At 66.1% G+C, this 20,456-nt stretch carries 25 protein-coding genes; 19 read left to right on the top strand and 6 right to left on the bottom strand.

The genetic code is table 11. The features are described 5' to 3' along the window. Positions 1 to 28 precede the first annotated feature (28 nt). The 5 genes from metX to ACWPM1_RS00105 all read left to right on the top strand — a co-directional run bounded on the left by metX (position 29) and on the right by ACWPM1_RS00105 (position 3,938). A complete protein-coding gene (gene metX, locus ACWPM1_RS00125) occupies positions 29 to 1,126 on the top strand; it encodes a homoserine O-acetyltransferase MetX (protein ID WP_455692822.1) in 1,098 nt (365 codons plus the stop codon). Continuing rightward, positions 1,123 to 1,710 (top strand): methionine biosynthesis protein MetW, encoded by a 588-nt coding sequence (gene metW, locus ACWPM1_RS00120; RefSeq protein ID WP_455692821.1) that lies wholly within the window; start codon positions 1,123 to 1,125, stop codon positions 1,708 to 1,710. Before metX ends, metW begins: the two co-directional genes overlap by 4 nt. 10 nt (positions 1,711 to 1,720) lie before the next feature. Next, positions 1,721 to 2,212: a hypothetical protein gene (locus ACWPM1_RS00115; protein ID WP_455692820.1), complete on the top strand. Its 492-nt coding sequence runs from the start codon at positions 1,721 to 1,723 to the stop codon at positions 2,210 to 2,212. Positions 2,213 to 2,241: 29 nt separating this feature from the next. Beyond that, the gene (gene gltX / locus ACWPM1_RS00110) at positions 2,242 to 3,588 is read left to right on the top strand and encodes a glutamate--tRNA ligase (RefSeq protein WP_455692819.1); all 1,347 of its coding nucleotides are present in this window, start codon (positions 2,242 to 2,244) and stop codon (positions 3,586 to 3,588) included. A gap of 131 nt (positions 3,589 to 3,719) precedes the next feature. Then, positions 3,720 to 3,938 (top strand): hypothetical protein, encoded by a 219-nt coding sequence (locus ACWPM1_RS00105; protein WP_455692818.1) that lies wholly within the window; start codon positions 3,720 to 3,722, stop codon positions 3,936 to 3,938. 3 nt (positions 3,939 to 3,941) lie between these two features. Here the strand turns inward: ACWPM1_RS00105 and pyk are convergent, their stop codons facing one another. Then, positions 3,942 to 5,396 (bottom strand): pyruvate kinase, encoded by a 1,455-nt coding sequence (gene pyk / locus ACWPM1_RS00100; RefSeq protein WP_455692817.1) that lies wholly within the window; start codon positions 5,394 to 5,396, stop codon positions 3,942 to 3,944. Positions 5,397 to 5,446: 50 nt separating this feature from the next. On the opposite strand from pyk, the gene ACWPM1_RS00095 reads away from it, so the two are divergent. From ACWPM1_RS00095 to ACWPM1_RS00075, 5 genes are all read left to right on the top strand, one after another. Next, positions 5,447 to 5,761, top strand: coding sequence for a DUF1244 domain-containing protein (locus ACWPM1_RS00095; protein ID WP_455692816.1), 315 nt, complete (start codon positions 5,447 to 5,449; stop codon positions 5,759 to 5,761). Positions 5,762 to 5,843: 82 nt separating this feature from the next. Next, positions 5,844 to 6,080, top strand: a complete 237-nt coding sequence (locus tag ACWPM1_RS00090) for a DUF2312 domain-containing protein (protein WP_455692815.1) — start codon at positions 5,844 to 5,846, stop codon at positions 6,078 to 6,080. Positions 6,081 to 6,144: 64 nt separating this feature from the next. After that, the gene (locus ACWPM1_RS00085) at positions 6,145 to 7,023 is read left to right on the top strand and encodes an SDR family oxidoreductase (protein ID WP_455692814.1); all 879 of its coding nucleotides are present in this window, start codon (positions 6,145 to 6,147) and stop codon (positions 7,021 to 7,023) included. Between the two features lie 70 nt (positions 7,024 to 7,093). Next, a complete protein-coding gene (locus ACWPM1_RS00080) occupies positions 7,094 to 7,411 on the top strand; it encodes a heavy metal-binding domain-containing protein (protein ID WP_455695085.1) in 318 nt (105 codons plus the stop codon). 66 nt (positions 7,412 to 7,477) lie between these two features. After that, on the top strand, positions 7,478 to 8,779 hold the full coding sequence (locus ACWPM1_RS00075; RefSeq protein ID WP_455692813.1) for an amidohydrolase family protein: 1,302 nt from the start codon (positions 7,478 to 7,480) through the stop codon (positions 8,777 to 8,779). Here the strand turns inward: ACWPM1_RS00075 and ACWPM1_RS00070 are convergent. After that, positions 8,776 to 9,480: a CPBP family glutamic-type intramembrane protease gene (locus tag ACWPM1_RS00070; protein WP_455692812.1), complete on the bottom strand. Its 705-nt coding sequence runs from the start codon at positions 9,478 to 9,480 to the stop codon at positions 8,776 to 8,778. The genes ACWPM1_RS00075 and ACWPM1_RS00070 overlap by 4 nt on opposite strands. 114 nt (positions 9,481 to 9,594) lie before the next feature. Here ACWPM1_RS00070 and ACWPM1_RS00065 point away from each other — a divergent pair, with 114 nt between their 5' ends. The 8 genes from ACWPM1_RS00065 to ACWPM1_RS00030 all read left to right on the top strand — a co-directional run bounded on the left by ACWPM1_RS00065 (position 9,595) and on the right by ACWPM1_RS00030 (position 14,096). Beyond that, a complete protein-coding gene (locus tag ACWPM1_RS00065; protein ID WP_455692811.1) occupies positions 9,595 to 10,338 on the top strand; it encodes a YebC/PmpR family DNA-binding transcriptional regulator in 744 nt (247 codons plus the stop codon). Continuing rightward, positions 10,338 to 10,688 carry a DUF3147 family protein gene (locus ACWPM1_RS00060; protein WP_455692810.1) on the top strand — a complete coding sequence of 117 codons (351 nt, stop codon included), beginning with the start codon at positions 10,338 to 10,340 and terminating at the stop codon, positions 10,686 to 10,688. The genes ACWPM1_RS00065 and ACWPM1_RS00060 overlap by 1 nt, the downstream gene beginning before the upstream one ends. Continuing rightward, complete coding sequence (gene ruvC, locus ACWPM1_RS00055; RefSeq protein WP_455692809.1) at positions 10,685 to 11,152, top strand: crossover junction endodeoxyribonuclease RuvC; 468 nt, start codon at positions 10,685 to 10,687, stop codon at positions 11,150 to 11,152. Before ACWPM1_RS00060 ends, ruvC begins: the two co-directional genes overlap by 4 nt. Positions 11,153 to 11,311: 159 nt before the next feature. After that, positions 11,312 to 11,626 carry an antibiotic biosynthesis monooxygenase family protein gene (locus ACWPM1_RS00050; RefSeq protein ID WP_455692808.1) on the top strand — a complete coding sequence of 105 codons (315 nt, stop codon included), beginning with the start codon at positions 11,312 to 11,314 and terminating at the stop codon, positions 11,624 to 11,626. Continuing rightward, positions 11,623 to 11,967, top strand: coding sequence for an ArsC family reductase (locus ACWPM1_RS00045; protein WP_455692807.1), 345 nt, complete (start codon positions 11,623 to 11,625; stop codon positions 11,965 to 11,967). Before ACWPM1_RS00050 ends, ACWPM1_RS00045 begins: the two co-directional genes overlap by 4 nt. Continuing rightward, positions 11,946 to 12,539: a nicotinamide riboside transporter PnuC gene (pnuC, locus tag ACWPM1_RS00040; RefSeq protein ID WP_455692806.1), complete on the top strand. Its 594-nt coding sequence runs from the start codon at positions 11,946 to 11,948 to the stop codon at positions 12,537 to 12,539. Before ACWPM1_RS00045 ends, pnuC begins: the two co-directional genes overlap by 22 nt. Further along, positions 12,536 to 13,042, top strand: a complete 507-nt coding sequence (locus ACWPM1_RS00035; protein WP_455692805.1) for an AAA family ATPase — start codon at positions 12,536 to 12,538, stop codon at positions 13,040 to 13,042. Before pnuC ends, ACWPM1_RS00035 begins: the two co-directional genes overlap by 4 nt. A 31-nt stretch (positions 13,043 to 13,073) precedes the next feature. Further along, the gene (locus ACWPM1_RS00030) at positions 13,074 to 14,096 is read left to right on the top strand and encodes a glycerophosphodiester phosphodiesterase family protein (RefSeq protein ID WP_455692804.1); all 1,023 of its coding nucleotides are present in this window, start codon (positions 13,074 to 13,076) and stop codon (positions 14,094 to 14,096) included. On the opposite strand, the gene ubiG is transcribed toward ACWPM1_RS00030, so the two are convergent. Continuing rightward, entirely contained in the window at positions 14,074 to 14,835 is a 762-nt protein-coding gene (gene ubiG, locus ACWPM1_RS00025; RefSeq protein ID WP_455692803.1) for a bifunctional 2-polyprenyl-6-hydroxyphenol methylase/3-demethylubiquinol 3-O-methyltransferase UbiG, read from the bottom strand. The two genes, ACWPM1_RS00030 and ubiG, sit on opposite strands and share 23 nt — an antisense overlap. A gap of 52 nt (positions 14,836 to 14,887) precedes the next feature. Here ubiG and ACWPM1_RS00020 point away from each other — a divergent pair, with 52 nt between their 5' ends. Then, on the top strand, positions 14,888 to 16,168 hold the full coding sequence (locus ACWPM1_RS00020; RefSeq protein ID WP_455692802.1) for an aspartate kinase: 1,281 nt from the start codon (positions 14,888 to 14,890) through the stop codon (positions 16,166 to 16,168). A gap of 1 nt (position 16,169) precedes the next feature. Here the strand turns inward: ACWPM1_RS00020 and ACWPM1_RS00015 are convergent, their stop codons facing one another. The 3 genes from ACWPM1_RS00015 to ACWPM1_RS00005 form a co-directional block, all read right to left on the bottom strand. Beyond that, a complete protein-coding gene (locus tag ACWPM1_RS00015; protein ID WP_455692801.1) occupies positions 16,170 to 17,477 on the bottom strand; it encodes an HlyD family type I secretion periplasmic adaptor subunit in 1,308 nt (435 codons plus the stop codon). 4 nt (positions 17,478 to 17,481) lie between these two features. Beyond that, positions 17,482 to 19,212, bottom strand: a complete 1,731-nt coding sequence (locus ACWPM1_RS00010) for a type I secretion system permease/ATPase (protein ID WP_455692800.1) — start codon at positions 19,210 to 19,212, stop codon at positions 17,482 to 17,484. Positions 19,213 to 19,228: 16 nt separating this feature from the next. Next, positions 19,229 to 20,456, bottom strand: a 1,228-nt coding sequence (locus ACWPM1_RS00005) for a hypothetical protein (protein ID WP_455692799.1), incomplete at its 5' end; no start/stop codon positions are given.

The following is a 20,456-nucleotide window of genomic DNA, read 5'->3' as shown; positions in this document are numbered from 1 at the left end:
CCTGCTCTTGCTCTTTACCGGCGCGGCAATGGCCTCCCAGACCGCGTTGAAGAGCTATACGCTGCCTCTCCCCCTGCCGCTTGACGGGGGGCATTCGCTCGAGCGCGTCGAAGTCGCCTACGAGACGTACGGCGAACTGGCCGCCGACAAGTCGAACGCGATCCTCATCTGCCATGCGTTGACCGGCGACCAGTACGTCGCTTCCGCGCATCCGGTCACCGGCAAACCGGGGTGGTGGGAGCGGATGGTCGGGCCGGGCAAGCCGATCGACACGGCGCGCTATCACGTGATCTGCGCCAACGTAATCGGCGGGTGCATGGGGTCAACGGGCCCCGCGAGCCTGGACGAGGAGGGCAAGGCCTATGCGATGCGCTTTCCCGTCATCACGATCCGCGACATGGTGCGGGCTCAGGTCGCCCTACTCGACGAACTCGGGATCGAACGGCTGCACGCCGTCGTCGGCGGATCGATGGGCGGAATGCAGGCGCTCAGCTTCGCCGCGAACTTCCCCGACCGCGCCGCCCGCGTGCTGGCGATCGCCACCACCGCGCGTCACTCCGCCCAGAACATCGCCTTTCACGAGGTCGGCCGGCAGGCGGTGATGGCCGATCCCGACTGGCAGGGCGGGGACTACTACGGCTCGGGCCGCTCGCCGGACAAAGGCCTCTCCGTTGCGCGGATGGCAGCGCACATCACCTACCTCAGCGAGGCCGGCCTGACCGACAAGTTCGGCCGGAACCTGCAAGAACGCGAGGCCAAGTCGTTCGGCTTCGACGCTGACTTCCAAGTCGAAAGCTACCTGCGCTACCAAGGGAGCGGCTTCACCCAGCGGTTCGACGCGAACAGCTACCTCTACATCACCCGCGCCATGGACTATTTCGACCTTGCCGAGGAACACGGTGGTCTGCTCGCGGAGGCTTTTGCGGGCTCCACCGCGCGGTTCTGCCTCGTCAGCTTCGACAGCGACTGGCTCTATCCGACCGCCGAGAGCCGCCACGTTGTCCACGCGCTCAACGCGGCGGGCGCGGCGGTGAGCTTTGTCGAACTATCCGCCCCCCACGGTCACGACAGCTTCCTGCTCGAGCACGCCGCGCTCGACCGGGTGGTCAAGGGTTTCATCGGATGACCCTGTTGCGTCCTGACCTCGCGGTCATCGCCGCCAACGTACGCTCCGGCACGCGCGTGCTCGACATCGGCTGCGGCGAAGGCGAGCTGATGGCGGCCTTGCGCGACCACGGATGCGATGCGCGGGGGATGGAGATCGACCCGGTTCTGGTCGAGCGGAGCGTCGCCCGCGGCCTTAGCGTGGTCCAGGGCGACGCCGACCGCGATCTGGCCGATTATCCCGACAAGACCTTCGACTACGCCATCCTGAGCCAGACCCTGCAGACGGCTGCGCGGCCCGACCGCCTATTGGACGATCTTCTGCGCGTCGGTCGACAGGCGTTCGTCTCGTTTCCCAACTTCGCGCATTGGCGGATGCGCGCCGCGTTGGCGCTGGGGGGCCGAATGCCGGTGACGCGCTCGCTGCCGGTGAGCTGGTACGAGACCCAGAACATCCACCACGTGACCGTCGCCGACTTCCGGGAACTTCTCGACCGGATGGGCGTCCGCACCGAGCGGGCCTGGTTCTTCAGCGGAACGCGCAGCCTCGGCCCGTTCGCGGCGAACTTTCGTGCCGAGCACGCGGTGTTTCTGCTGAGCCGATAGGAGACAGCCCATGCGAGCGTCCGCGTTAGCCGCCCTGCTAGCACTCGGCGCCTGCGCCCCGGCCACCGAGGTGCCCGAGGAGCCCGTAGCCACCCCGACCGGCAAGGCCGCAGCGGCCCCAGCGAGTTCGCCTTCGTCCACTGTTCAAGTGGAGCCCCGCGAGCCAGCCAGGTTGGTCCCTGCGAGCGAATTGATTGGTGAATGGCGCATCGCTGGGGTCGACGGCCAGGCGATCGACGCCCCCTACGGGATAACCGCGTCGATAACCGCCGACCGCATCCATATGGTTGCTGACTGCATCAACGTGGCCTGGTCCTACGCTGCCGAAAGCGGGACGATCGAGACCAAGCGGGTACCGGTCGAGGGCTGCGGCCGCGGAATGACCCCGCAGGAAAAAGCGATCGTCGCGGCGATCGATGCGGCGACTGGATTTGGCCGAGTTCCATCGAACGCGGTGGAGATTTTCACCACCGATCGCCGGGTCACGCTGTTCTCGCAATAGCCGCGCCGCTGCGCTAACGGCGCGCGGGCATGACCGTCACTCGCTTCGCTCCGTCCCCCACCGGCCTGCTTCACGTCGGCAACATTCGCACCGCGCTCCACAACTGGATGCTCGCCAAGAAGGCCGCCGGGCGCTTCCTGTTGCGCATTGACGACACCGATGCCGAGCGCAGCCGTGAGGAATACGTCGACGCGATCGGGGCCGACCTTTCCTGGCTTGGGCTCGAATGGGACGGCGAGGAGCGGCAATCGGCGCGCCTGGCGATCTATGAAGACGCCTTCGAGCGGTTGCGCACCGCGGGCCGCGTGTACCGTTGCTACGAAACCGCGCAGGAGCTCGACCTCAAACGCAAGGTGCTTCTCGGGCGCGGGCGGCCTCCGATTTACGACCGCGCGGCGCTGGCGCTCACGGACGTCGACCATGCGCGATTCGCAGCGGATGGCGTCGCGCCCCACTGGCGGTTCAAGCTCGATCACGGCGAGTCCATCGATTGGCACGACGGCATTCGCGGCCGGCAGCACTTCGATCCCGCTCAGCTTTCCGATCCAGTTGTGCGCCGGGCCGACGGTTCCTGGCTATACATGCTTCCAAGCGCGATCGATGACATCGAGATGGGCGTGACTGACGTGCTGCGGGGCGAGGACCACGTCAGCAACACTGCCGCGCAAATTCAGATGTTTACCGCGCTTCATGCTGCAGGCTTCGGTGCAGCAGGAAACATTCCTGGTTTCGCGCACGAGGCCCTGCTGATGGGGGCCGAGGGAAAGCTGTCGAAGCGTCTCGGCTCGCTGTCCGTTTCGGGCCTGCGGGAAGCCGGCATCGAGCCGCAGGCTCTCGTGGCTCTCCTCGCGCGACTGGGCACCAGCCAGCCGGTCGAACCGGTCGCGGATCGCGAAACGCTGATCGCAGGGTTTGACCTAGCGACCTTCGGACGGGCACCGGCTCGGTTTGATGAGGCCGAGCTCGAGCGGCTGAACCATGCGATCGTCCACCAGCTACCGTATCTCGCGGTCGCCGATCGCCTGCCCGAGGGAATGGGGGAGAACGCCTGGCTGGCCATCCGCCCGAACCTCGAGAAGGTCTCCGATGCAGCAGACTGGTGGCGCGTGATCGATGGTCCGGTAGAGTGGTCAGCCCTGTCGGATGAGGATCGATCCTACCTCACGCGGGCGGCGGAGATCCTCGAATGGGGGGACGACCCCTGGCAGACGCTCACCTCTGCGCTGAAGGAGGCGACCGGGCGAAAAGGCAAGGCCCTCTTCCTTCCCCTGCGCTTGGCGTTGACCGGGCGTGAGCACGGTCCGGATATGCGGGCTCTTGTGCCGGTTCTCGGCGAGGATCGCGTGCGTGCGCGGCTGGCAGCAGCATCGTCCTAGCGCGCGGAGGGGGCGACACCTCGCCGCTCCAGACTCACGGCTCGGCGCGGACGAATTTTGCGTGGGAACAATGCCGCCTTCACCCTGTTGTCGCACTGTCCGTTCCACCGCGACAAAAGGGTCTAAATCAAATGGTTCTTCGTAAGCTGGCGTTCGCCACTGCTGCAGCGACGCTCGTCGCTGCTCCCGTAGCCGTTCAGGCGGCCCCTGCGGCACGCGCCGCGGCTTCTACATCCGAGGAGTCGGAACTATCCGGCGGCTTCGGGCCTGCCATCATCATCATCCTGATTGCCGCGGCCGGGATGGCGTTCTTGCTCCTCACCGACGACGACGAGCCCAGCAGCCCCTGATCTCTAGGGCGTACGTTTGGAAAGTTCGTCGCCTGTCAGAGTTACTACGTGAAGCAAGTTGGTGCTGCCGGGCGTTCCGAAGGGAACCCCGGCAAGGGCTATGAGCTTGCTGCCCGCAGTTCCGAGGCCATGGCGCAGCGCCATGCGCTTGCCCTTGGCGATCATCTCTTCGAAACTGCCGATATCCTTGGTGGCCACGGCATGCGCGCCCCATAGAAGACCCACGCGCCTTGCGGTCTTCACGCTCGGCGTAAGAACCAGCATCGGCACGCTGGGGCGCTCTCGCGCGACCCGCCGTGCCGTGCTGCCCGACCCGGTAAAGACGATGACCGCGGCGACCGGCACCGTATCGGCAATCGTCATGCAGGCGTGGCTGAGCGCGTCGGCGGTGGTCCGGTCGGGCGGCGTGTCGAGGAAGCGCACCCTGCCAAGATAGGCCTCGTCGCGTTCGACGTGGGTGGCGATGCGGTCCATGATGGTCACCGCTTCCTCGGGCCAATCGCCGGCAGCGGTCTCGGCGCTAAGCATCACCGCGTCCGCGCCATCGTAGACCGCGTTGGCCACATCCGAGACCTCGGCGCGCGTGGGGGTCGGGCTCTCGATCATCGATTCGAGCATCTGGGTCGCGACGATCACGGGTTTGCCCGCCATGCGCGCGCAATTGACAATGCGCTTCTGCAGTGGCGGTACTTCCTCGGGCTCCAGCTCGACGCCGAGGTCGCCGCGCGCGACCATGATGCCATCGGACAGCTCGATGATCTCGTCCAGCCGGCGCACCGCGCTCGGTTTCTCGATCTTGGCGCAGAGCGCGCCGTAGCCGCCCATCAGCTTGCGCGCTTCGGCAAGATCCTCGGGCCGCTGCACGAAGCTGAGGCCGATCCAGTCGACCCCCTGGCCGATGGCAAAGGCGAGATCGCGCCGGTCCTTTTCGGTGAGCGCCGGGATCGGCACCTCGGCGTCGGGCACGTTGACGCCCTTGCGGTCCGATATCACGCCGCCGACCTCGGCCGAACAGAGGATGCTGTCGCCCTCGGCTTTGATCACCTTGAGGCGGATCTTGCCGTCGTTGATTAGCAGCCGTTGCCCCTTGCGGAGCACGGCGAACAGTTCCGGGTGGGGCAGTTCGACGCGGGTCTCGTCGCCGGGCTCGGGATTGCGGTCTAAGGTGAAGTGCCCCGAGTGCCGGATCACCGCTTGCCCGCCCTTGAACGAGCCCACGCGCAGCTTTGGACCCTGTAGGTCGGCGAGGATTGCGATCGGCCGGCCCGAGCTTTTCTCGAGCTCGCGGATCGCCTTGATCGTCTCGGCATGGATGGCGTGCTCGCCGTGGCTCATGTTAACGCGGAACGCGTCGGCGCCGGCGCGCAACAGCTTGGCCAGCATTTCCGGCTTGCGGCTCGCGGGGCCGACGGTGGCGAGGACCTTGACCTTGCGCTTGCGCGGTTCGAGCTTTTGCATGCGTGCCGCCTATGGCAAGCGCGTGGGGCAAGACAAGGACTGATGCCGCAATGGCTACGAATTCACCCGATCCGCTCGACCACCTCCCCGATGCGCAGGCGGCGGCAGCCTTCCGCCGGCTGGTCCGCCACCTGCGCCACCGGACTGACGCACAAAACATCGACCTGATGGGCTTGGCCGGCTTCTGCCGCAATTGTCTCGCTGACTGGATCGCCGACGCCGGCTACCCAGGCGGCAAGGCCGCCGCGCGCGCTCTCATTCACGGGATGCCGGCGGCCGAGTGGAAGGCGCGCCACCAGAGCGAGGCGACCCCCGAGCAGCTTGCGCGGATGGAGGCGAGCCTCCAGCTCAACGCAGCGGAATAGTTTTCCACCCCGCTTCAAAGGCTCTGGCGCGCTGGCTATCGGACCGGCACCCGATTCTCATTTTTCCGGAGCAAACTTAGAAATGGCCAACGCCACAGATGATCGCCTGCGCCTGCTGATCGAGCGCGTCGAACGCCTCGAGGAAGAGAAGAAGGGCATCAGCGACGACATCCGCGACGTATATGCCGAGGCCAAGGCGGTCGGCTACGACGCCAAGATCATGCGCCAGATCGTCCGCCTGCGGAAGATGAAGCCCGACGACCGAGCCGAAATGGAAGCGATCCTCGACACCTACAAGGCGGCGCTGGGCTTGGGCTGACCTGGGTTAAGCGCGGAACCGCGCCCGCGCCCGCGCGGTTGGGTCCGGTGGAAGGAGTTCACCGATGACCCAAGATACCGAGACCGTCGAGAAGGCTTTCGTCGAGGAGACCGGCGAAGAGCCCCGGATGCCGGGCCACGAATCCCGGATGAAAGACAAGCCCGAGTGGGAGCCGCGCTACCCCGGATCGGGGCGACTCGCGGGCAAAGTGGCGATAGTCACCGGCGGTGACAGCGGAATCGGTCGGGCCACCGCGATCCTCTTCGCGCGCGAGGGTGCGAAGGTCGCAATCTCGCACCTCGAGGAAGACGACGACGCGCAGTTCACCGCCGACCGCATCGCCGATGAAGGCAGCGAGGCGCTGATCCATCGCGGCGATCTCGGCGATCCGGAGGTGGCCAGAGACTTAGTCCAGCAAACCATCGACAAGTGGGGCCGCCTCGACGTCTTGGTCAACAATGCCGGCGAGCAGCATCCCGACAAGGAGATCACCGACATCACGGTCGAGCAGCTGCAGCGCACCTTCCAGACCAATATCTTCTCGATGTTCTATCTGGTCCAGGCCGCTCGCCCGCACCTCAAGCAGGGTGCGTCGATCATCAACTGCACCAGCATCACCATGTACAAGGGCAGCAAGGAGCTGCTCGACTACAGCGCCACCAAGGGAGCGATCACCGCCTTCACCCGCTCGCTGTCGGAGAACCTGATCGAAGACGGCATCCGCGTAAACGCGGTCGCGCCGGGGCCGATCTGGACCCCGCTCAATCCGTTCGGCGGCGCGAGCAAGGAGAAGCTAAAAGCCTTCGGCGAGGACACCCCGATGGGCCGCCCCGGCCAACCCAACGAAGTGGCCCCAGCATTCCTCTTTCTCGCTTGCCAGGATTCGAGCTACATGTCGGGACAGGTGCTGCATCCGAATGGGGGAACGATCGTCAATGGCTAGCCGGCCCAGTCCGTGGAAAGCGCCGCAAGAGGGCGGGGGCGGCGGCAGCGCGTCCACGCCCGGCGGCGGGATGATCGTGACTACGACCGCGCTCGTCGAAGGGCGGCCGGTGCGCGCCTATCACGGCATCGTAACCGGCGAAGTGATCGTCGGGGCGAATCTGTTCCGCGACCTGTTTGCCTCGATCACAGACCTCGTCGGCGGCCGCTCGGGGCAGTACGAGGATGTCCTCAGCCGCGCGCGCCAGCAGGCGATCAGCGAGATGAAGGCCGAGGCGATGGCGCTGGGCGCCAACGCCGTCGTCGGCGTGGATCTCGACTATGAAGTGCTGGGCAAGACCGGGTCGATGCTGATGGTCAGCGTCAGCGGGACCGCCGTCACGATCTGACCCCGGCGGCGGGTTGCAGCGGGCTCTGCCCGTGTTAGACCCGGCCGACAGGGGAGAATCGCCATCATGAAAACCGTGCTTTTTGCCGCCGCCGCGGCGCTCGCGCTCATGCCCGCGGCCGCCGCGGCGCAGAGCTCCGGGGTTACTTACATCCACGCCGGGCGGGTGCTGGACCGGCCGGGGGAGGCGCCGCGCGGGCCCTCCACGATAATCGTGCGAGACGGCAAGGTCGCCGAACTGCGCGACGGACATGTCGCGCCCGAAGCGGGGGCGGAACTCGTCGACCTCAAGGAAAAGTTCCTCCTCCCGGGGTTGATCGACATGCACGTCCACATGCTGGGCATCGGCGGCGATCCGATGCGTGCGCGGTTGCTAGCGATAAATACCGAGCCGGAGGACGAAGTCATGTACGGCGCCGGCAACGCCCGCACGACCCTGCGCGCGGGCTTCACCACCGTGCGCGATCTCGGCGATCCTGCTCGCGGCATCCGCGCCCTGCGCGACGCAATCGAGCGCGGTGACCTCGACGGGCCGACCATCGTCAACGCGGGGGAGCCGATCTCGGTGACCGGCGGACACGGCGACCCGCTCAACGGGATCGCCGAACCCTTCGCACATGCGGTTGCCGGCAAAGTTCAGAACACCTGCGACGGCGCCGACGACTGCCGCCGCGCGGTCCGCCGCCAGGTCGGCCTCGGCGCGCAGGTCATCAAGTTCATGGCAACCGGCGGCGTGCTGTCTAATGTCTCGGGCGGTCTCGGGCGAGCGATGCTGCCCGAGGAGATGAAAGCGATCATCGACACGGCGCACGGGCTGGGGCGCAAGGTAGCGGCGCATAGCCACGCCGCCGAGGGGACTCGCGCCGCGGTCGAAGCGGGTGTCGATACGATCGATCACGGCACCTTCCTCGACAATGCGACCGTCCAACTGATGAAGGCCAAGGGCACCTGGCTCGTGCCGACGATGCTCGCGCCCGCCACCGCGCTCGAGCAGGCCCGCGCAGGCATGCTGCCGCCGGCGACGATCCCGAAGGCCGAGGAAGCCGGCGCGGCGGCGCGCGAGAGCCACCGCCGCGCGATTGCCGCCGGCGTCAAGATAGCCTTCGGGACCGATACCGGCGTCTCGAAGCACGGCGACAACGCCAAAGAATTCGCGCTGATGGTCGATGCCGGGATGAGCGCGGCTCAGGCGATCAAGGCGGCCACCGTGGATGCCGCCGAAGCGCTGGGCCGGCCTGGCATCGGCCGCATCGCTCCGGGCCTGGCGGCGGATATCATCGCGGTCGACGGCGATCCCCTCGCCGACGTGCGGCAACTGGAAGACGTCGATTTCGTGATGAAGGGCGGGAAGGTCGTCCGCGAGGACTAGGCCGCGGCAGTCCCGATCAGCACGAAGGCCATGAAGGTCGCGTTGTGGAGCATGTGGAGCATGATGGCGCTCCACAAGCCGTGGGTGACCCGCAGGTAGCCCAAGAGCAGGGCCAGGGCGAACTGCGGCAGCACCAGCGGCAACATGGACGGCCCGGCGGCGGCGAAATTGGTCAGGTGGATGGCCGCGAAGGCAACGGCGCTGATCCAGTAGAACCAGGCGAAGCGCCGCTTGAAGCCAGCCAGGGCAGGGCGCCCGCGCAACAGGAAGACTACTAGGGCCGAAACCACCAGCAGCGCCAGTGCGGCGAACGACCACAACTCGGCGCCTTCCATTGCCGCATTGCGCCCTCCCATAAGGAACAGGGCGATCGCCGCCGCGAAGGCCAGCGCGCCGAGAATGTGACCGGTGCGGCCCGACAGCCATCCGCGGAATAAGATCTCTTCGCCGCTCGGCGCTCCGACGACGAAGAAGACGACCAGTGGCGCCGAGAGCGTCATCTCGCCGAGCATATGCTCGGGCATCTCGAACCCGAGCGCCGTCGCCGCGCCCACCGCCCCTAGCAGCACGGCCATCAGAAGCAGGTCGAGCGCGAGCAGCGGCAGCACGGTCTTGACGCCGCGCAGGAATGCAGGATCGGCCTTGTCGGGCAGCGACGGGCGGCGCACGAAGCCGGCCCACCGCCGCCAGGGTCCCGGCACGGGGAGCGATCGACCGCGCTGGTCCGGCTCCGGCGACGAGCCGGCTCTTGTCGGTTGCCCGCTCATGCGGCTAATGCGCCCCCGTTCCGAAAACTCGTCATCAAGAACGGACTTATGGCAGGCCATTCCAAGTTCAAAAATATTATGCACCGCAAGGGCGCGCAGGACAAGAAGCGCTCGGCGCAGTTCTCCAAGCTTAGCCGCGAGATCACCGTCGCGGCGAAGATGGGCACGCCCGATCCGGACATGAACCCGCGTCTGCGGCTGGCAGTCAACAACGCCAAGGCGCTGTCGATGCCGAAGGACAACATCCAGCGCGCGATCGACAAGGCGGCCGCCGCGGGCGGCGAGGACTACGAGGAAGTGCGCTACGAAGGCTACGGCCCGGGGGGGGTCGCTCTGATCGTCGAGGCGCTGACCGACAACCGCAACCGTACCGCCACCAACGTGCGCACCGCGTTCAGCAAGAACGGCGGCAATCTGGGGGCATCAGGCGCGGTCAGCCACGGGTTCGAGCGCAAGGGCATGATCGAGTATCCGGCGAAAGCCGGTAGCGAAGACGCGGTGCTCGAGGCGGCGATCGATGCAGGGGCCGACGATGTCGAAAGCGGCGAAGACGGCCACACCATCTGGACCGACATGGAGGCCTTGCACGAAGTCGCCGGCGCGCTCGAAAAAGTGCTCGGCGAACCCGAGAGCGTAAAGCTCGCCTGGAAGCCCAACCTCACCGTAGCGCTCGACGAGGCCAACGCCGCCACCCTGCTCAAGCTGGTCGATGTGCTCGATGACGACGACGACGTGCAGACCGTGTGGGGCAACTACGAAGTCAGCGACGAGATCATGGACAAGATCGGCTGATGTGGGCTGTCATCGCCAAGGCGCTGCTCGCCGGGGCGATGATCGCGACCATTTCGGAAATCGGCCGTCGCCTTCCGGCCACCGCCGCGATCGTGGCCTCGCTGCCGCTCGTCTCGGTGCTGGGGATGATCTTCCTGTGGCACGCCCGTCCGGACGCCGAGAACATGGCGGTCCATTCCGCGGCCACCTTCTGGTACGTGCTCCCGAGCCTGCCGATGTTCCTCGTGATCCCGGTGTTGCTGCGCAGCGGGATGAATTTCTGGCTCGCTCTCCTCGCCGGATGCGTGCTGACGGTCGTCCTCTATCTGGCTATGATCCAGGTCGGACCGCGCTTCGGCCTCCGCCTTTGATCATCCTCGGCCTCGATCCCTCGCTCTCCTGCACCGGCTGGGGCGTGATCCGCAGCGAGGGCTCGCGCCTCACGCACCTCGCCAATGGCCAGGTGCCCACCGACGCCAAGGCGCCGATGGCCGAGCGGTTGCATCACTTGCACGACGCGGTCGCCGCGCTGATTGCGGTCCATGCGCCCGACCGGGTCGCGGTGGAGGAAGTGTTCGCCAACAAGAATCCGCAGTCGACCTTGAAGCTCGCGCAGGCGCGCGGCGCCGTGCTCGCGGCGTGCGGGCGGGCGGGCGTGCCGGTGCGCGAACATGCGGCGCGGCTGGTCAAGAAGGCGGTGGTCGGCACGGGGGCGGCGGAGAAAACGCAGGTCCAGGCGATGCTCAAGGTGCTGCTTCCCGGGGTGGCGATGGCGGGAGCCGACGCCGCCGATGCGCTCGCGGTTGCGATCGCCGACGCCCACCTGCGAGAATGATTTCCTACATCGCAAGCGCTTGCTAGGCACGCCGCGAATGACGCTCCCCGGCCCCTTCACCTGCCGCTTGCCGCGCCTGCCGCGCAGGCCGAAAGTTTCATCGTCAGAACTGTGTGCTAACTGTGCCAAGTCCTACAAGCCGGCGGCACAGATCAGCTGATGTTCCTGGTGGTCTTCCGCAACCGCAAGCGCGCCGCGATGGACGCCGCCGCCTACGCGGCCGATGCCGAGGCGATGGAAGCGCTTGCCGCCGCGCAGCCGGGCTATCGCTCGTTCAAGTCGTACACCGCCGAGGACGGCGAGGTAGTCGCCATAAGCGAGTGGGACGACGAGGCTTCGGCGCGCGCCTGGGGCCGGCTTGCCGAACATCGCGCCGTTCAGCACAAGGGCCGGACGGAATACTACGCCGACTACACCCTGTTCGCCTGCGCCGAGCCGCGCGTTCACCACTTCAGTTCGAAAGACCGACGATGATCACCTTTTACGGCATTCCCAACTGCGACACGGTGAAGAAGGCGCGCGCCTGGCTGGCGGACAGGCACATCGACTACACCTTCCACGACTTCAAGAAGGAAGGTGCCGACCAGGACCTGGTCCGCGGTTGGGTGCAAGCGCTCGGCTGGGAGCGGCTGCTCAACCGCAGCGGCACGACTTTCCGCAAGCTCGAGCCCGAGCAGAAGGAGGGCCTCGACGCGGAGAAAGCCATCCGCCTGATGGTCGCGCAACCTTCCTGCATCAAGCGCCCGGTGGTCGATCACCCGGGCGGGCTGCTGGTGGGGTTTGACGCCGCCGAATGGGCAGCGGCGCTCGCGTGAACCCACTCGAGATCGCCGGGTTTGTACTCGGCTTCGCCAACATCGTCCTGCTGATCCGGCGATCGGTGTGGAACTTCCCTGTCGCGATGGCGATGGTGACCTGCATCGGCATCGTGCTGTTCGAAGCGAGGCTCTACGCCGAGACTGGGCTGCAGGCGTTCTTCTTCGTCGTCAACGCGTGGGGCTGGTGGCTGTGGACCCGCGCCAAAGGCGCTGGGGATGCGGTAGTGCCGGTGCGCTGGATGGGCTGGCCCTCGCGCGTTGCCTGGATGCTGGCCACGGCGGCAATCAGCGTGGCGCTCGGCCTCGGCCTTGCCCGCTGGACCGACGCGGCATTGCCGATGGCCGACAGCGCGGTTGCCGGGATGAGCGTCGCGGCCCAGTTCCTGCTGAGCTTCCGCAAGGTCGAGAACTGGGCGGCGTGGATCGTTATCGATATCGTATCGATCGCGCTCTACGTGAACCGCGAACTGCACCTGCTTGCGGTGCTCTACGGCGGCTTCCTGGTGCTGTCGGCAGTCGGACTGCGGGCCTGGAGCCGCGCTGCGAAAGAGGATGCGATAACGGCATGAAAGTCTGTTTCCACGGGGCGGAGAGCACCGGCAAGACCTCGCTGGCCGCTGCCCTCGCCGCCGAATGGGGCTGTCCGCTGGTCCCGGAATACGGCCGGATCCATGCCGAGACGGTCGGCACCGATTTCACCCTCGACGACTTGCTCGCCATCGCAGCGCAGCAGGACCGCGCGACGCGCGAGGCGCATGCCGGCGAGCCAGAGTTGGTGCTGCTCGACACCGATCCCTTGATGACCGCCGCCTGGGCGCAGATGTTGTTCGGCCAGGTGCCGGACGAGCTGATGGCATACGACAAGGCCGATCTCTACCTGCTGTTCGCCGCCGACGTGCCGTGGGAATACGACGCCACCCGTTTCTTCGGCCTTCCCGAAGCGCGCGCCGAATTCGCGGAGCTCGCCGAAGACATGCTCCGCCGCGCGGGCGTGCGCTACCAGACTATATCGGGCAACTGGGCGGCGCGCGAGCGGCAGACCCGGGCGGCGATCGCCGCCGCGCTCGGCTGATATTCAGCTTGGCTGAAGCAAAGGGAGGCCCATGCGGATCCTGATCGCCCTACTTCTCGCGGCCCTTGCCGTGCCCGTGCAGGCCCAGCTCATCATCGCCCATCGGGGCGCGAGCGGCGAGCGGCCTGAGCACACCCTTGCCGCGTACGAACGCGCGATCGACGCGGGCGCGCACTTCATCGAGCCCGACCTCGTGGTGACCAAGGACCTCGTGCTCGTCGCGCGGCACGAGAACGAGCTGTCGGACACCACCGACGTCGCTACCCGCGAGGAGTTCGAGGACAGGAACCGGACCAAGGAGATCGACGGTCAGAAAGTCGCCGGCTGGTTCGCGGAAGACTTCACCCTGGCCGAACTGCGCACCCTGCGCGCGAAAGAGCGCCTGCCTTCGCTGCGCCCAGGCAACGCGCGTTACGACGGTCTTTATCAGGTGCCCACCTTCGACGAGATCGTCAGCCTTGTGAAGGCCAAGGAAGCCGAGCGCGGCTACCGCGTGGGTCTGTATCCCGAGCTCAAGCATCCGGCCTTCCTGCTCGAGCAGGGTATCGACAGCGTCGACTTGCTGGTGTCGGCGCTGAAGAAGCACAACCTCGACGGAGCGACCGCCCCGCTGTTCATCCAGAGCTTCGAGGTCGGCGCGCTGCAGCGGCTCGACAAGCGCGTCGATGCCCGGCTGGTCCAGCTGGTATCAGAAGAGGGCGGTCCGGCGGACGAGCCCGGCATGACCTATGCCGAGATGCTGACGCCGAGCGGCCTTGCCCATGTCGCCGAGTACGCCGACGTGATCGGCCCCAACCTGCTGCTGGTTGTGGGCGCGGACGGGAAGCCGACCGGGCTCGTCGAGGCCGCTCACGCGGCGGACCTCCAGGTGCACGGCTGGACCTTGCGCAAGGAGAACGCCTTCCTGCCCGCCGCGCTGCGCAAGGGAGCGGGTGACGCCGAAACGGGCGACTACGCCGCCGCCTGGAGCCTGTTCGCCGGCGCGGGTGTCGATGCCATCTTCACCGACGACCCCGCTCTCGCCGCAACGCTCATGCGCTCCGCACGGCCGTGACGATGTAATTGAGCGAGAGGTCGCGCGAGCGGTGCATGCCCTTGGCCGGCGAGAATGCGATGCCTTCGGGCTCACCCATCGTCAGCTCCGCATCGGCCAACAGCGTACGCAGTTCGGCAGGCGTGGCGAAATCGTCCCAATGGTGCGTGCCCTTGGGCACCATCCCGATCGCCTCAGCCGCGCCGACGAGGAGTACGCGCGACTGCGTGGTGCGGTTGGGCGTCGACAGCACCATCAGTCCGCCCGGTGCCAGCCTTTGTGCCAACGCCGTCACGAACGCGCGCTTGTCGGCGACATGCTCGAGCACCTCCATGCTGGTCACGAGATCGAACGCGCCAATATCGAGCGAGCCGACCTCGCCCGCCATGTAGCGGATCTCGAGCCCGGCACCCTCCGCATGAGTGGCGGCGGCGAGCACGTTCTCGGCCGCGGCGTCGATCCCGGTTACCTCCGCGCCCATTCGCGCGAGCGGTTCGCAGAGCAGCCCTGCGCCGCACCCGACATCGAGCGCGCTCCTGCCGGAAAGCGGCCGCACGCTCGCCGGATCGCCGCCCCAGTGCTGGTCGATGGCATCGCGGATGAAGCTCAGCCGAACCGGGTTCAGCCGATGCAGCATCGCCGAGGAACCCTTCGGGTCCCACCAGTCGGCAGCCAGCCGGCCGAAATGGGCGGCTTCATCGGGCCGGATCGTTGAGCCGCCCCTAGATTTCGTATCGCCGGGGCGTGTTGCATCGACCATGCGGCCCCCCTAACAGCGCGGGCTGGCCCTATCCAGCGGGAGCTTCGCACGCGTGGCGCGGATCGTGATGAAATTCGGCGGCACTTCGATGGCCGGCACCGAGCGCATCCGGCGCGTGGCGAACATTGTGCGCAAGCAGGCCGCGGGCGGCAACGAGGTCGCCGTCGTGGTCTCTGCGATGGCCGGCGAGACCGACCGCTTGGTCAATTTCTGCCGCGAAGCAAACCCGCTCTACGATCCCGCCGAATACGACGTCGTCGTGGCCTCGGGCGAACAAGTGACCAGCGGTCTCCTCGCCCTCACGCTGCAGGCAGTCGGCTGCAAGGCGCGCTCCTGGCTCGGCTGGCAGATGCCGATCCGTACGATCGAGGCCCATGCCAAGGCCCGCATCGAGGACATCGATAGCGAAGCCTTGCTCGCGAGCATGGCGGCAGGGGAGATCGCCGTGATCCCCGGCTTCCAGGGTGTAGGGCACGATGGTCGGATCACCACGCTGGGCCGCGGCGGTTCTGACACTTCGGCGGTGGCGGTGGCGGCCGCGATCGAAGCGGACCGCTGCGATATCTACACCGATGTCGACGGGGTCTATACCACCGACCCGCGGATCGTCGCCAAGGCGCGCAAGCTCAAGGCGGTGACCTACGAAGAAATGCTCGAACTCGCGAGCGTCGGCGCCAAGGTGCTGCAGACCCGGTCGGTCGGGCTGGCGATGAAGGAAGGGGTGCGGGTGCAGGTCCTTTCCAGCTTCATCGGCGACGATGCGGTTCCGGCCGACGAGATACCCGGCACAATGATCGTCTCCGAAGAGGAGATGGAACAGATCTTGGAGAGAGGCGAAATGGAACGCCAGCACGTCACCGGCATCGCGCATGACAAGAACGAGGCCAAGATCATTCTGACCCGCGTCCCCGACCGGCCGGGCGCGGTGGCGCACATCTTCGAGCCGCTCGCCGCCGCCTCGATCAATGTCGACATGATCATCCAGAATGTCGGCCGCGACAAAGGCGAAACCGATGTCACCTTCACCGTGCCGATGACCGACCTCGCGCGCGCGCAGGCGCTGCTCGAGGACAGGCGCGAGGAGATCGGGTTCAACCGCATCATCACCGACAGCAAGATCGCCAAGATCAGCGTCGTCGGCGTAGGCATGAAGAGCCACGCGGGCGTTGCCGCGACGATGTTCAAGGCGCTCGCCGAGCGCGGGATCAACATCCAGGCGATCTCGACTTCGGAGATCAAGGTCAGCGTGATGATCGACGAGGACGAGACCGAGCTCGCGGTGCGCGTGCTGCATACCGCCTACGGCCTCGACGCGAGCGACGAGGCGGCCTGATCTACTCGCGGAACGCGTTCTCCGACAGGCGGGTAATCGGGGTGAACAGGTAGGACAGGATCGAGCGCTTCTCGCCCAGGAGGCTGACGTTGGCGGTCATTCCGGGTCCGATACGGAGCGGCTTGCCGTCGGTTCCCTTGAGGGTGCCGTTGGCCTGCACTTCGACGGTGTAGAAGGTTTCGCCCTTGTCGTTGGCGACGGCGTCCGGCGAAATCGAGGTGACGGTGCCCTTGAGCGTGCCGAATACTGCCGAGTTGTAGGCAGTGATCTCGATCCGTGCACTCTGGCCGAGGCCGACATTGCCGATATCGCTCGGCCGGATCATGACCTCGAAGAACAGCGTATCGGCGGTGGGCACGATCTCGACGATCGGTTGACCGGCGCTGACCGATCCGCCTACGGTGGTCACCAGCACACGGTTGACCCGGCCAGACATCGGCGCGCGTATGGCGGTCCGGTCGACCCGGTCCGAAAGCGCCGGCAGGTTCTGCCGCTGTACGGTCAGCTCGGCCTGCGCCTGCGACAACTCCATCCCGGCCCGGGTCTTCCAGTCGCTGAACTGCTGCGCCCCCATCGCGCGTGCTTCCGCGACGGACGACTGCGCCCGAGCGACCGCCGCTTGCGCAGCCGAAACCTCATTGCGCGCGATCTGCGCCGCGTTCTCGGCCTTGATGAGGTCCATCTTGGGCACGATCATTTGCTCGGCCAGCGGGCGAAGCATCTCCAACTCTCGATTGGCTGTGGTCAGGTTGGATTGCCGCGCCTCGAGTATCGACCGCGCTTCGGCGACCGAGCGTTCGGCCTGAATCACCCGCGCCTGTCCGGCGGACTGAAGACTACCGAGCTCCGCCATCCGTGCGGAATGCAGCGATTGCTCGACCGCGACCTGCGCCGCGGCGCCGGTGGAGTAGGACGGACTGCCGCCGCGGACCTCGGCCTGCAACCGGTCGATCTTGGCTTCCAGTGCTTCCACATTCGCTTCCGAGCTGCCGAAGGCCGCACTGCTGATGGTCGGGCTTAGCCGGACGACCACTTGGCCCTTTTTCACAGTGTCGCCCGGCTTGACCAGGATCTCCTCGATCACCCCGCCTTCGAAGTTGGATGCCACCTGCAGCTTCGAACTGGGCACGACCGTCCCCATGCCGCGCACCGTGCGGTCGACCGAGGCCAGGCTTGCCCAAACCAAGAACAGTAAAACGAACGCCAGGAGCGCCCAGAGGACGATGTTGGCCGACTTGCGCGCGCGGAACTCTTCGTCCTCGATCGCGATGTCGTCGTCTTGAAAGAACGAGCGGGCTGACTCCAGCATGGGACTACCTCGGGCCGATGCGCGCGACTTTGCGCGTTATGCTGTCGGGGCTTCCGTCCATCGCGATCCGCCCCCGCGACATCAGGATGACCCGGCTGACGAGGTTGAGGAGCGAGGGGCGGTGAGTGATGACGATCAGCGTCCGGCCCTCGAACTCCTTGCGCAAGTTGGTCATCAGCCGGGCTTCGGTTTCCGAATCCACCGCGCTGGTTGGCTCGTCGAACACCAGCACCGGCGGTTTGCCGACGAGTGCCCGGGCCATGGCGATGGCCTGCCGCTGGCCGCCCGACAGACCCTCGCCGCGGTCTGCCAGGACGACATCGTAACCGTTCGGCATGGAAGCGACGAAGTCGTGCGCCAAGGAAGCCCTGGCAGCCCGGATCATTTCGTCGTCGTCCACGTCCTCGCGGCCGAGCAGAATGTTCTCGCGAATGGTGCCCGTGAGCAGCACGTTGTCCTGCAGCAGCGCGCCCATGCGCGAGCGCATCGCGTCCGGCGAAAGCTGGCGGATGTCGGTCCCGTCGATCATGACGAGGCCGCTAGTGGGCGGGTACAAACCTATCAGCAGCTTCGCGATCGTCGACTTGCCCGAGCCCACCGGGCCCACGAGAGCAACGTGCTCGCCGGGCGTGATGCGAAAGGAGACGCCCGTCAGCGCCAGCTCGGCGGCGCCGGGATAGCGAAAGTCGACGTCGCGGAATTCAATCGCCCCGTCAACGTTGCTCGGCGTCAGGCCCACTCCGCTGTTCGGGCCTTCCGCCGGCTGCTCCATAAGTTCATTGATCTGGCGGTAGGCTGTGCGCGTGGCGTTGATCCGGGTCAACAGATTGGCGATGGCTCCCAACGGCGCCACCGCCCGTCCGGCGAGGATCGAGCAGGCGATCAGCCCACCCATGGTGAGCCGCTGCTCCGCGATGGCGAAGACGCCGAAGATCACGATCCCCGTGTATGCCATCGTCTGCGCGCTGCCGGCCACGTTGATCGACAGGTTGGATGTCAGTCGCTGTCGAAGGGAGGCTTCTGAATGGCCCTTCATCGCCTCGTCCCAGCGGCGAGCGAGCATGTTGCCCGCATTGGCCGACTTCACTGTCTCCAGGCTACCGATCGTCTCGACCAGCACCGCCTGTTTGCCCAGCGCCTCGCCGAGGGTGCGGTGGGCCAGCCGCTTCATCACTGGTTGCGAGGCCAGCGCGGACAAGATGACCAGCGGAATGAGGATGAGCGGCACAAGTACCAGCGAGCCGCCGATCAATGCGATCGCCGCAAGGGTGATGAGCACGAACGGCAGATCGACGAGGGTAGTCAGCGTAGCCGAGGTGAAGAAATCGCGCAGCGTCTCGATCTCGCGAACGAGCCCTGCAAGCCCGCCCGTCGAGCGGCGGCCCAGATCGAGGCGCATGGCGAGGATGCGCGAGAAAATTGCGCGTCCGATGTCGCGATCGACCCCGGCGCCGGCAACGTCGACGAAATAGGAACGCAGAAGCTTGAGCAGGAAGTCGAAGATCAGGACAATGCCAAGCCCGATCGTGAGGCCGATCAGCGAGTCCGTGGCGTTGTTGGGAACCACCCGGTCGTAGACCGTCATGGTGAACACCGCGACAATCAACGAGAAGAAGTTGATCATCGCCGCCGCTATGCCAACCTTGACGTAGAGCGAACGGTTGCGGCGCAAGGGGCCGGACAGCCACTCGGCTATCCGGCCCTTTGGCTCGCTGGCTTCAAGCAGACCCTGCACGTTCCCCCAGCCCAGATCAAGTCGGCACGAGGGTTTGGGCAAACATCATCACTTCGGCCGGAAGGGAATCCGGGGTCTCCACGAAGGCGCTCTGGAACTGCAGCAAGCTAGCCTGGTCTTGCTGATAATCCGCCAAGGCGGCTTTCAGCAGCGCGCTGTCTCCATCGCCGGCGTATTCCATGCCATCGATGATGCCGTTCTCGTTGTATCCGCCAAGGGCGTTGTGAATTTCCGCGCCGGAATGGTGGGTGTTCCAGGTGTGGCCCCCTTGGTTGCCCGACGCGTTCTTCCAAAAGGCGCTGCTGGATTTCACTGCGGCATCGAACTGGAACCGCGCGAAGGGCGCCACATCGTTGTCGGCCGAGCTTGCGAACTCCTGCAGCCAGTTGATTGCGTCGTCGATGTAGTGCTTTGGGGCATTGGCGATGTTGTCGGGGTCCGAGCTGGTCGGATCAATGTTGTTGCCGCCCAGATAGTTGAGCCACGTGGCGACCACATCGCGGCCGATCGTGTAGATGCCGTCGTTGCCTCCCTTCGCCTCGTTCCCGACTACCTTGAGAGCGTCCACATACGAGATGAAGAGGGTGTCTTCGGCGCCTTCGATTTCGACCGTGTTCGGATTGTCACCCGTGAACCCGTCGCGATTGTAGTCGCCGATCAGGAGGCCCTTCTGGTCGGATCCGTTGATTACCCCGTCGTTATTGCTGTCGACGGCGTAGAGCAGATCCTGATTGCCATCGACGTTCGGGTTGCCGTCGGGGAAAGTATCGCCCTGCTTCTCGTTGCCCGCAATGCCGTCCCAGAACTTCCCGCCGTTGTTGAGGTTCTGCCAAAAGCCCGGGGTGCGCACGCCTGGCCCGTCGTTGGCGAGCACATAGTAGTAGGCGTCGTCGGTCTGCGGGCCCGTTTCGGTGAAGTCCACTGTCACGGTATTCTTATGGTATCCGACGTCGAGCGGCTGGTCGTAGATCAACGTCCAGGTCTCGCCCACATCCAGCTCGCCGTTGGCCGAGAGGCTCTCGGAGATCGTCACGCCGGTAAGGTCGATCGGAACGCCGTTCACCGTGTTGAACGTGTAGTTCACGTCGGCGATCGTGTAGCCGGTGAGCGTTACGTTGCCCATGTTGGTGACGGTGATGCGGAACTTGGGCGCATCCATCACGCTCGCCTCGGGACCGTCCGGGTTGTCGGCGGTGTCCCAAGTCGTGCCGTCGTTGAAGGAAACTTCCTTTTCGACCATGAAA

The sequence above is a fragment of the Tsuneonella sp. HG249 genome, assembly GCF_053819205.1.
This window is presented reverse-complemented; position numbering and strand designations above follow the sequence as displayed.

What these genes read in the sequence shown, in the direction of transcription:
- metX (WP_455692822.1), top strand. Translation starts at nt 29, where the DNA reads ATGGCCTCCCAGACCGCGTTGAAGAGCTATACGCTGCCTCTCCCCCTG.
- metW (WP_455692821.1), top strand. Translation starts at nt 1,123, where the DNA reads ATGACCCTGTTGCGTCCTGACCTCGCGGTCATCGCCGCCAACGTACGC.
- ACWPM1_RS00115 (WP_455692820.1), top strand. Translation starts at nt 1,721, where the DNA reads ATGCGAGCGTCCGCGTTAGCCGCCCTGCTAGCACTCGGCGCCTGCGCC.
- gltX (WP_455692819.1), top strand. Translation starts at nt 2,242, where the DNA reads ATGACCGTCACTCGCTTCGCTCCGTCCCCCACCGGCCTGCTTCACGTC.
- ACWPM1_RS00105 (WP_455692818.1), top strand. Translation starts at nt 3,720, where the DNA reads ATGGTTCTTCGTAAGCTGGCGTTCGCCACTGCTGCAGCGACGCTCGTC.
- pyk (WP_455692817.1), bottom strand. Translation starts at nt 5,396, where the DNA reads ATGCAAAAGCTCGAACCGCGCAAGCGCAAGGTCAAGGTCCTCGCCACC.
- ACWPM1_RS00095 (WP_455692816.1), top strand. Translation starts at nt 5,447, where the DNA reads ATGGCTACGAATTCACCCGATCCGCTCGACCACCTCCCCGATGCGCAG.
- ACWPM1_RS00090 (WP_455692815.1), top strand. Translation starts at nt 5,844, where the DNA reads ATGGCCAACGCCACAGATGATCGCCTGCGCCTGCTGATCGAGCGCGTC.
- ACWPM1_RS00085 (WP_455692814.1), top strand. Translation starts at nt 6,145, where the DNA reads ATGACCCAAGATACCGAGACCGTCGAGAAGGCTTTCGTCGAGGAGACC.
- ACWPM1_RS00080 (WP_455695085.1), top strand. Translation starts at nt 7,094, where the DNA reads ATGATCGTGACTACGACCGCGCTCGTCGAAGGGCGGCCGGTGCGCGCC.
- ACWPM1_RS00075 (WP_455692813.1), top strand. Translation starts at nt 7,478, where the DNA reads ATGAAAACCGTGCTTTTTGCCGCCGCCGCGGCGCTCGCGCTCATGCCC.
- ACWPM1_RS00065 (WP_455692811.1), top strand. Translation starts at nt 9,595, where the DNA reads ATGGCAGGCCATTCCAAGTTCAAAAATATTATGCACCGCAAGGGCGCG.
- ACWPM1_RS00060 (WP_455692810.1), top strand. Translation starts at nt 10,338, where the DNA reads ATGTGGGCTGTCATCGCCAAGGCGCTGCTCGCCGGGGCGATGATCGCG.
- ACWPM1_RS00050 (WP_455692808.1), top strand. Translation starts at nt 11,312, where the DNA reads ATGTTCCTGGTGGTCTTCCGCAACCGCAAGCGCGCCGCGATGGACGCC.
- ACWPM1_RS00045 (WP_455692807.1), top strand. Translation starts at nt 11,623, where the DNA reads ATGATCACCTTTTACGGCATTCCCAACTGCGACACGGTGAAGAAGGCG.
- pnuC (WP_455692806.1), top strand. Translation starts at nt 11,946, where the DNA reads ATGGGCAGCGGCGCTCGCGTGAACCCACTCGAGATCGCCGGGTTTGTA.
- ACWPM1_RS00035 (WP_455692805.1), top strand. Translation starts at nt 12,536, where the DNA reads ATGAAAGTCTGTTTCCACGGGGCGGAGAGCACCGGCAAGACCTCGCTG.
- ACWPM1_RS00030 (WP_455692804.1), top strand. Translation starts at nt 13,074, where the DNA reads ATGCGGATCCTGATCGCCCTACTTCTCGCGGCCCTTGCCGTGCCCGTG.
- ubiG (WP_455692803.1), bottom strand. Translation starts at nt 14,835, where the DNA reads ATGGTCGATGCAACACGCCCCGGCGATACGAAATCTAGGGGCGGCTCA.
- ACWPM1_RS00015 (WP_455692801.1), bottom strand. Translation starts at nt 17,477, where the DNA reads ATGCTGGAGTCAGCCCGCTCGTTCTTTCAAGACGACGACATCGCGATC.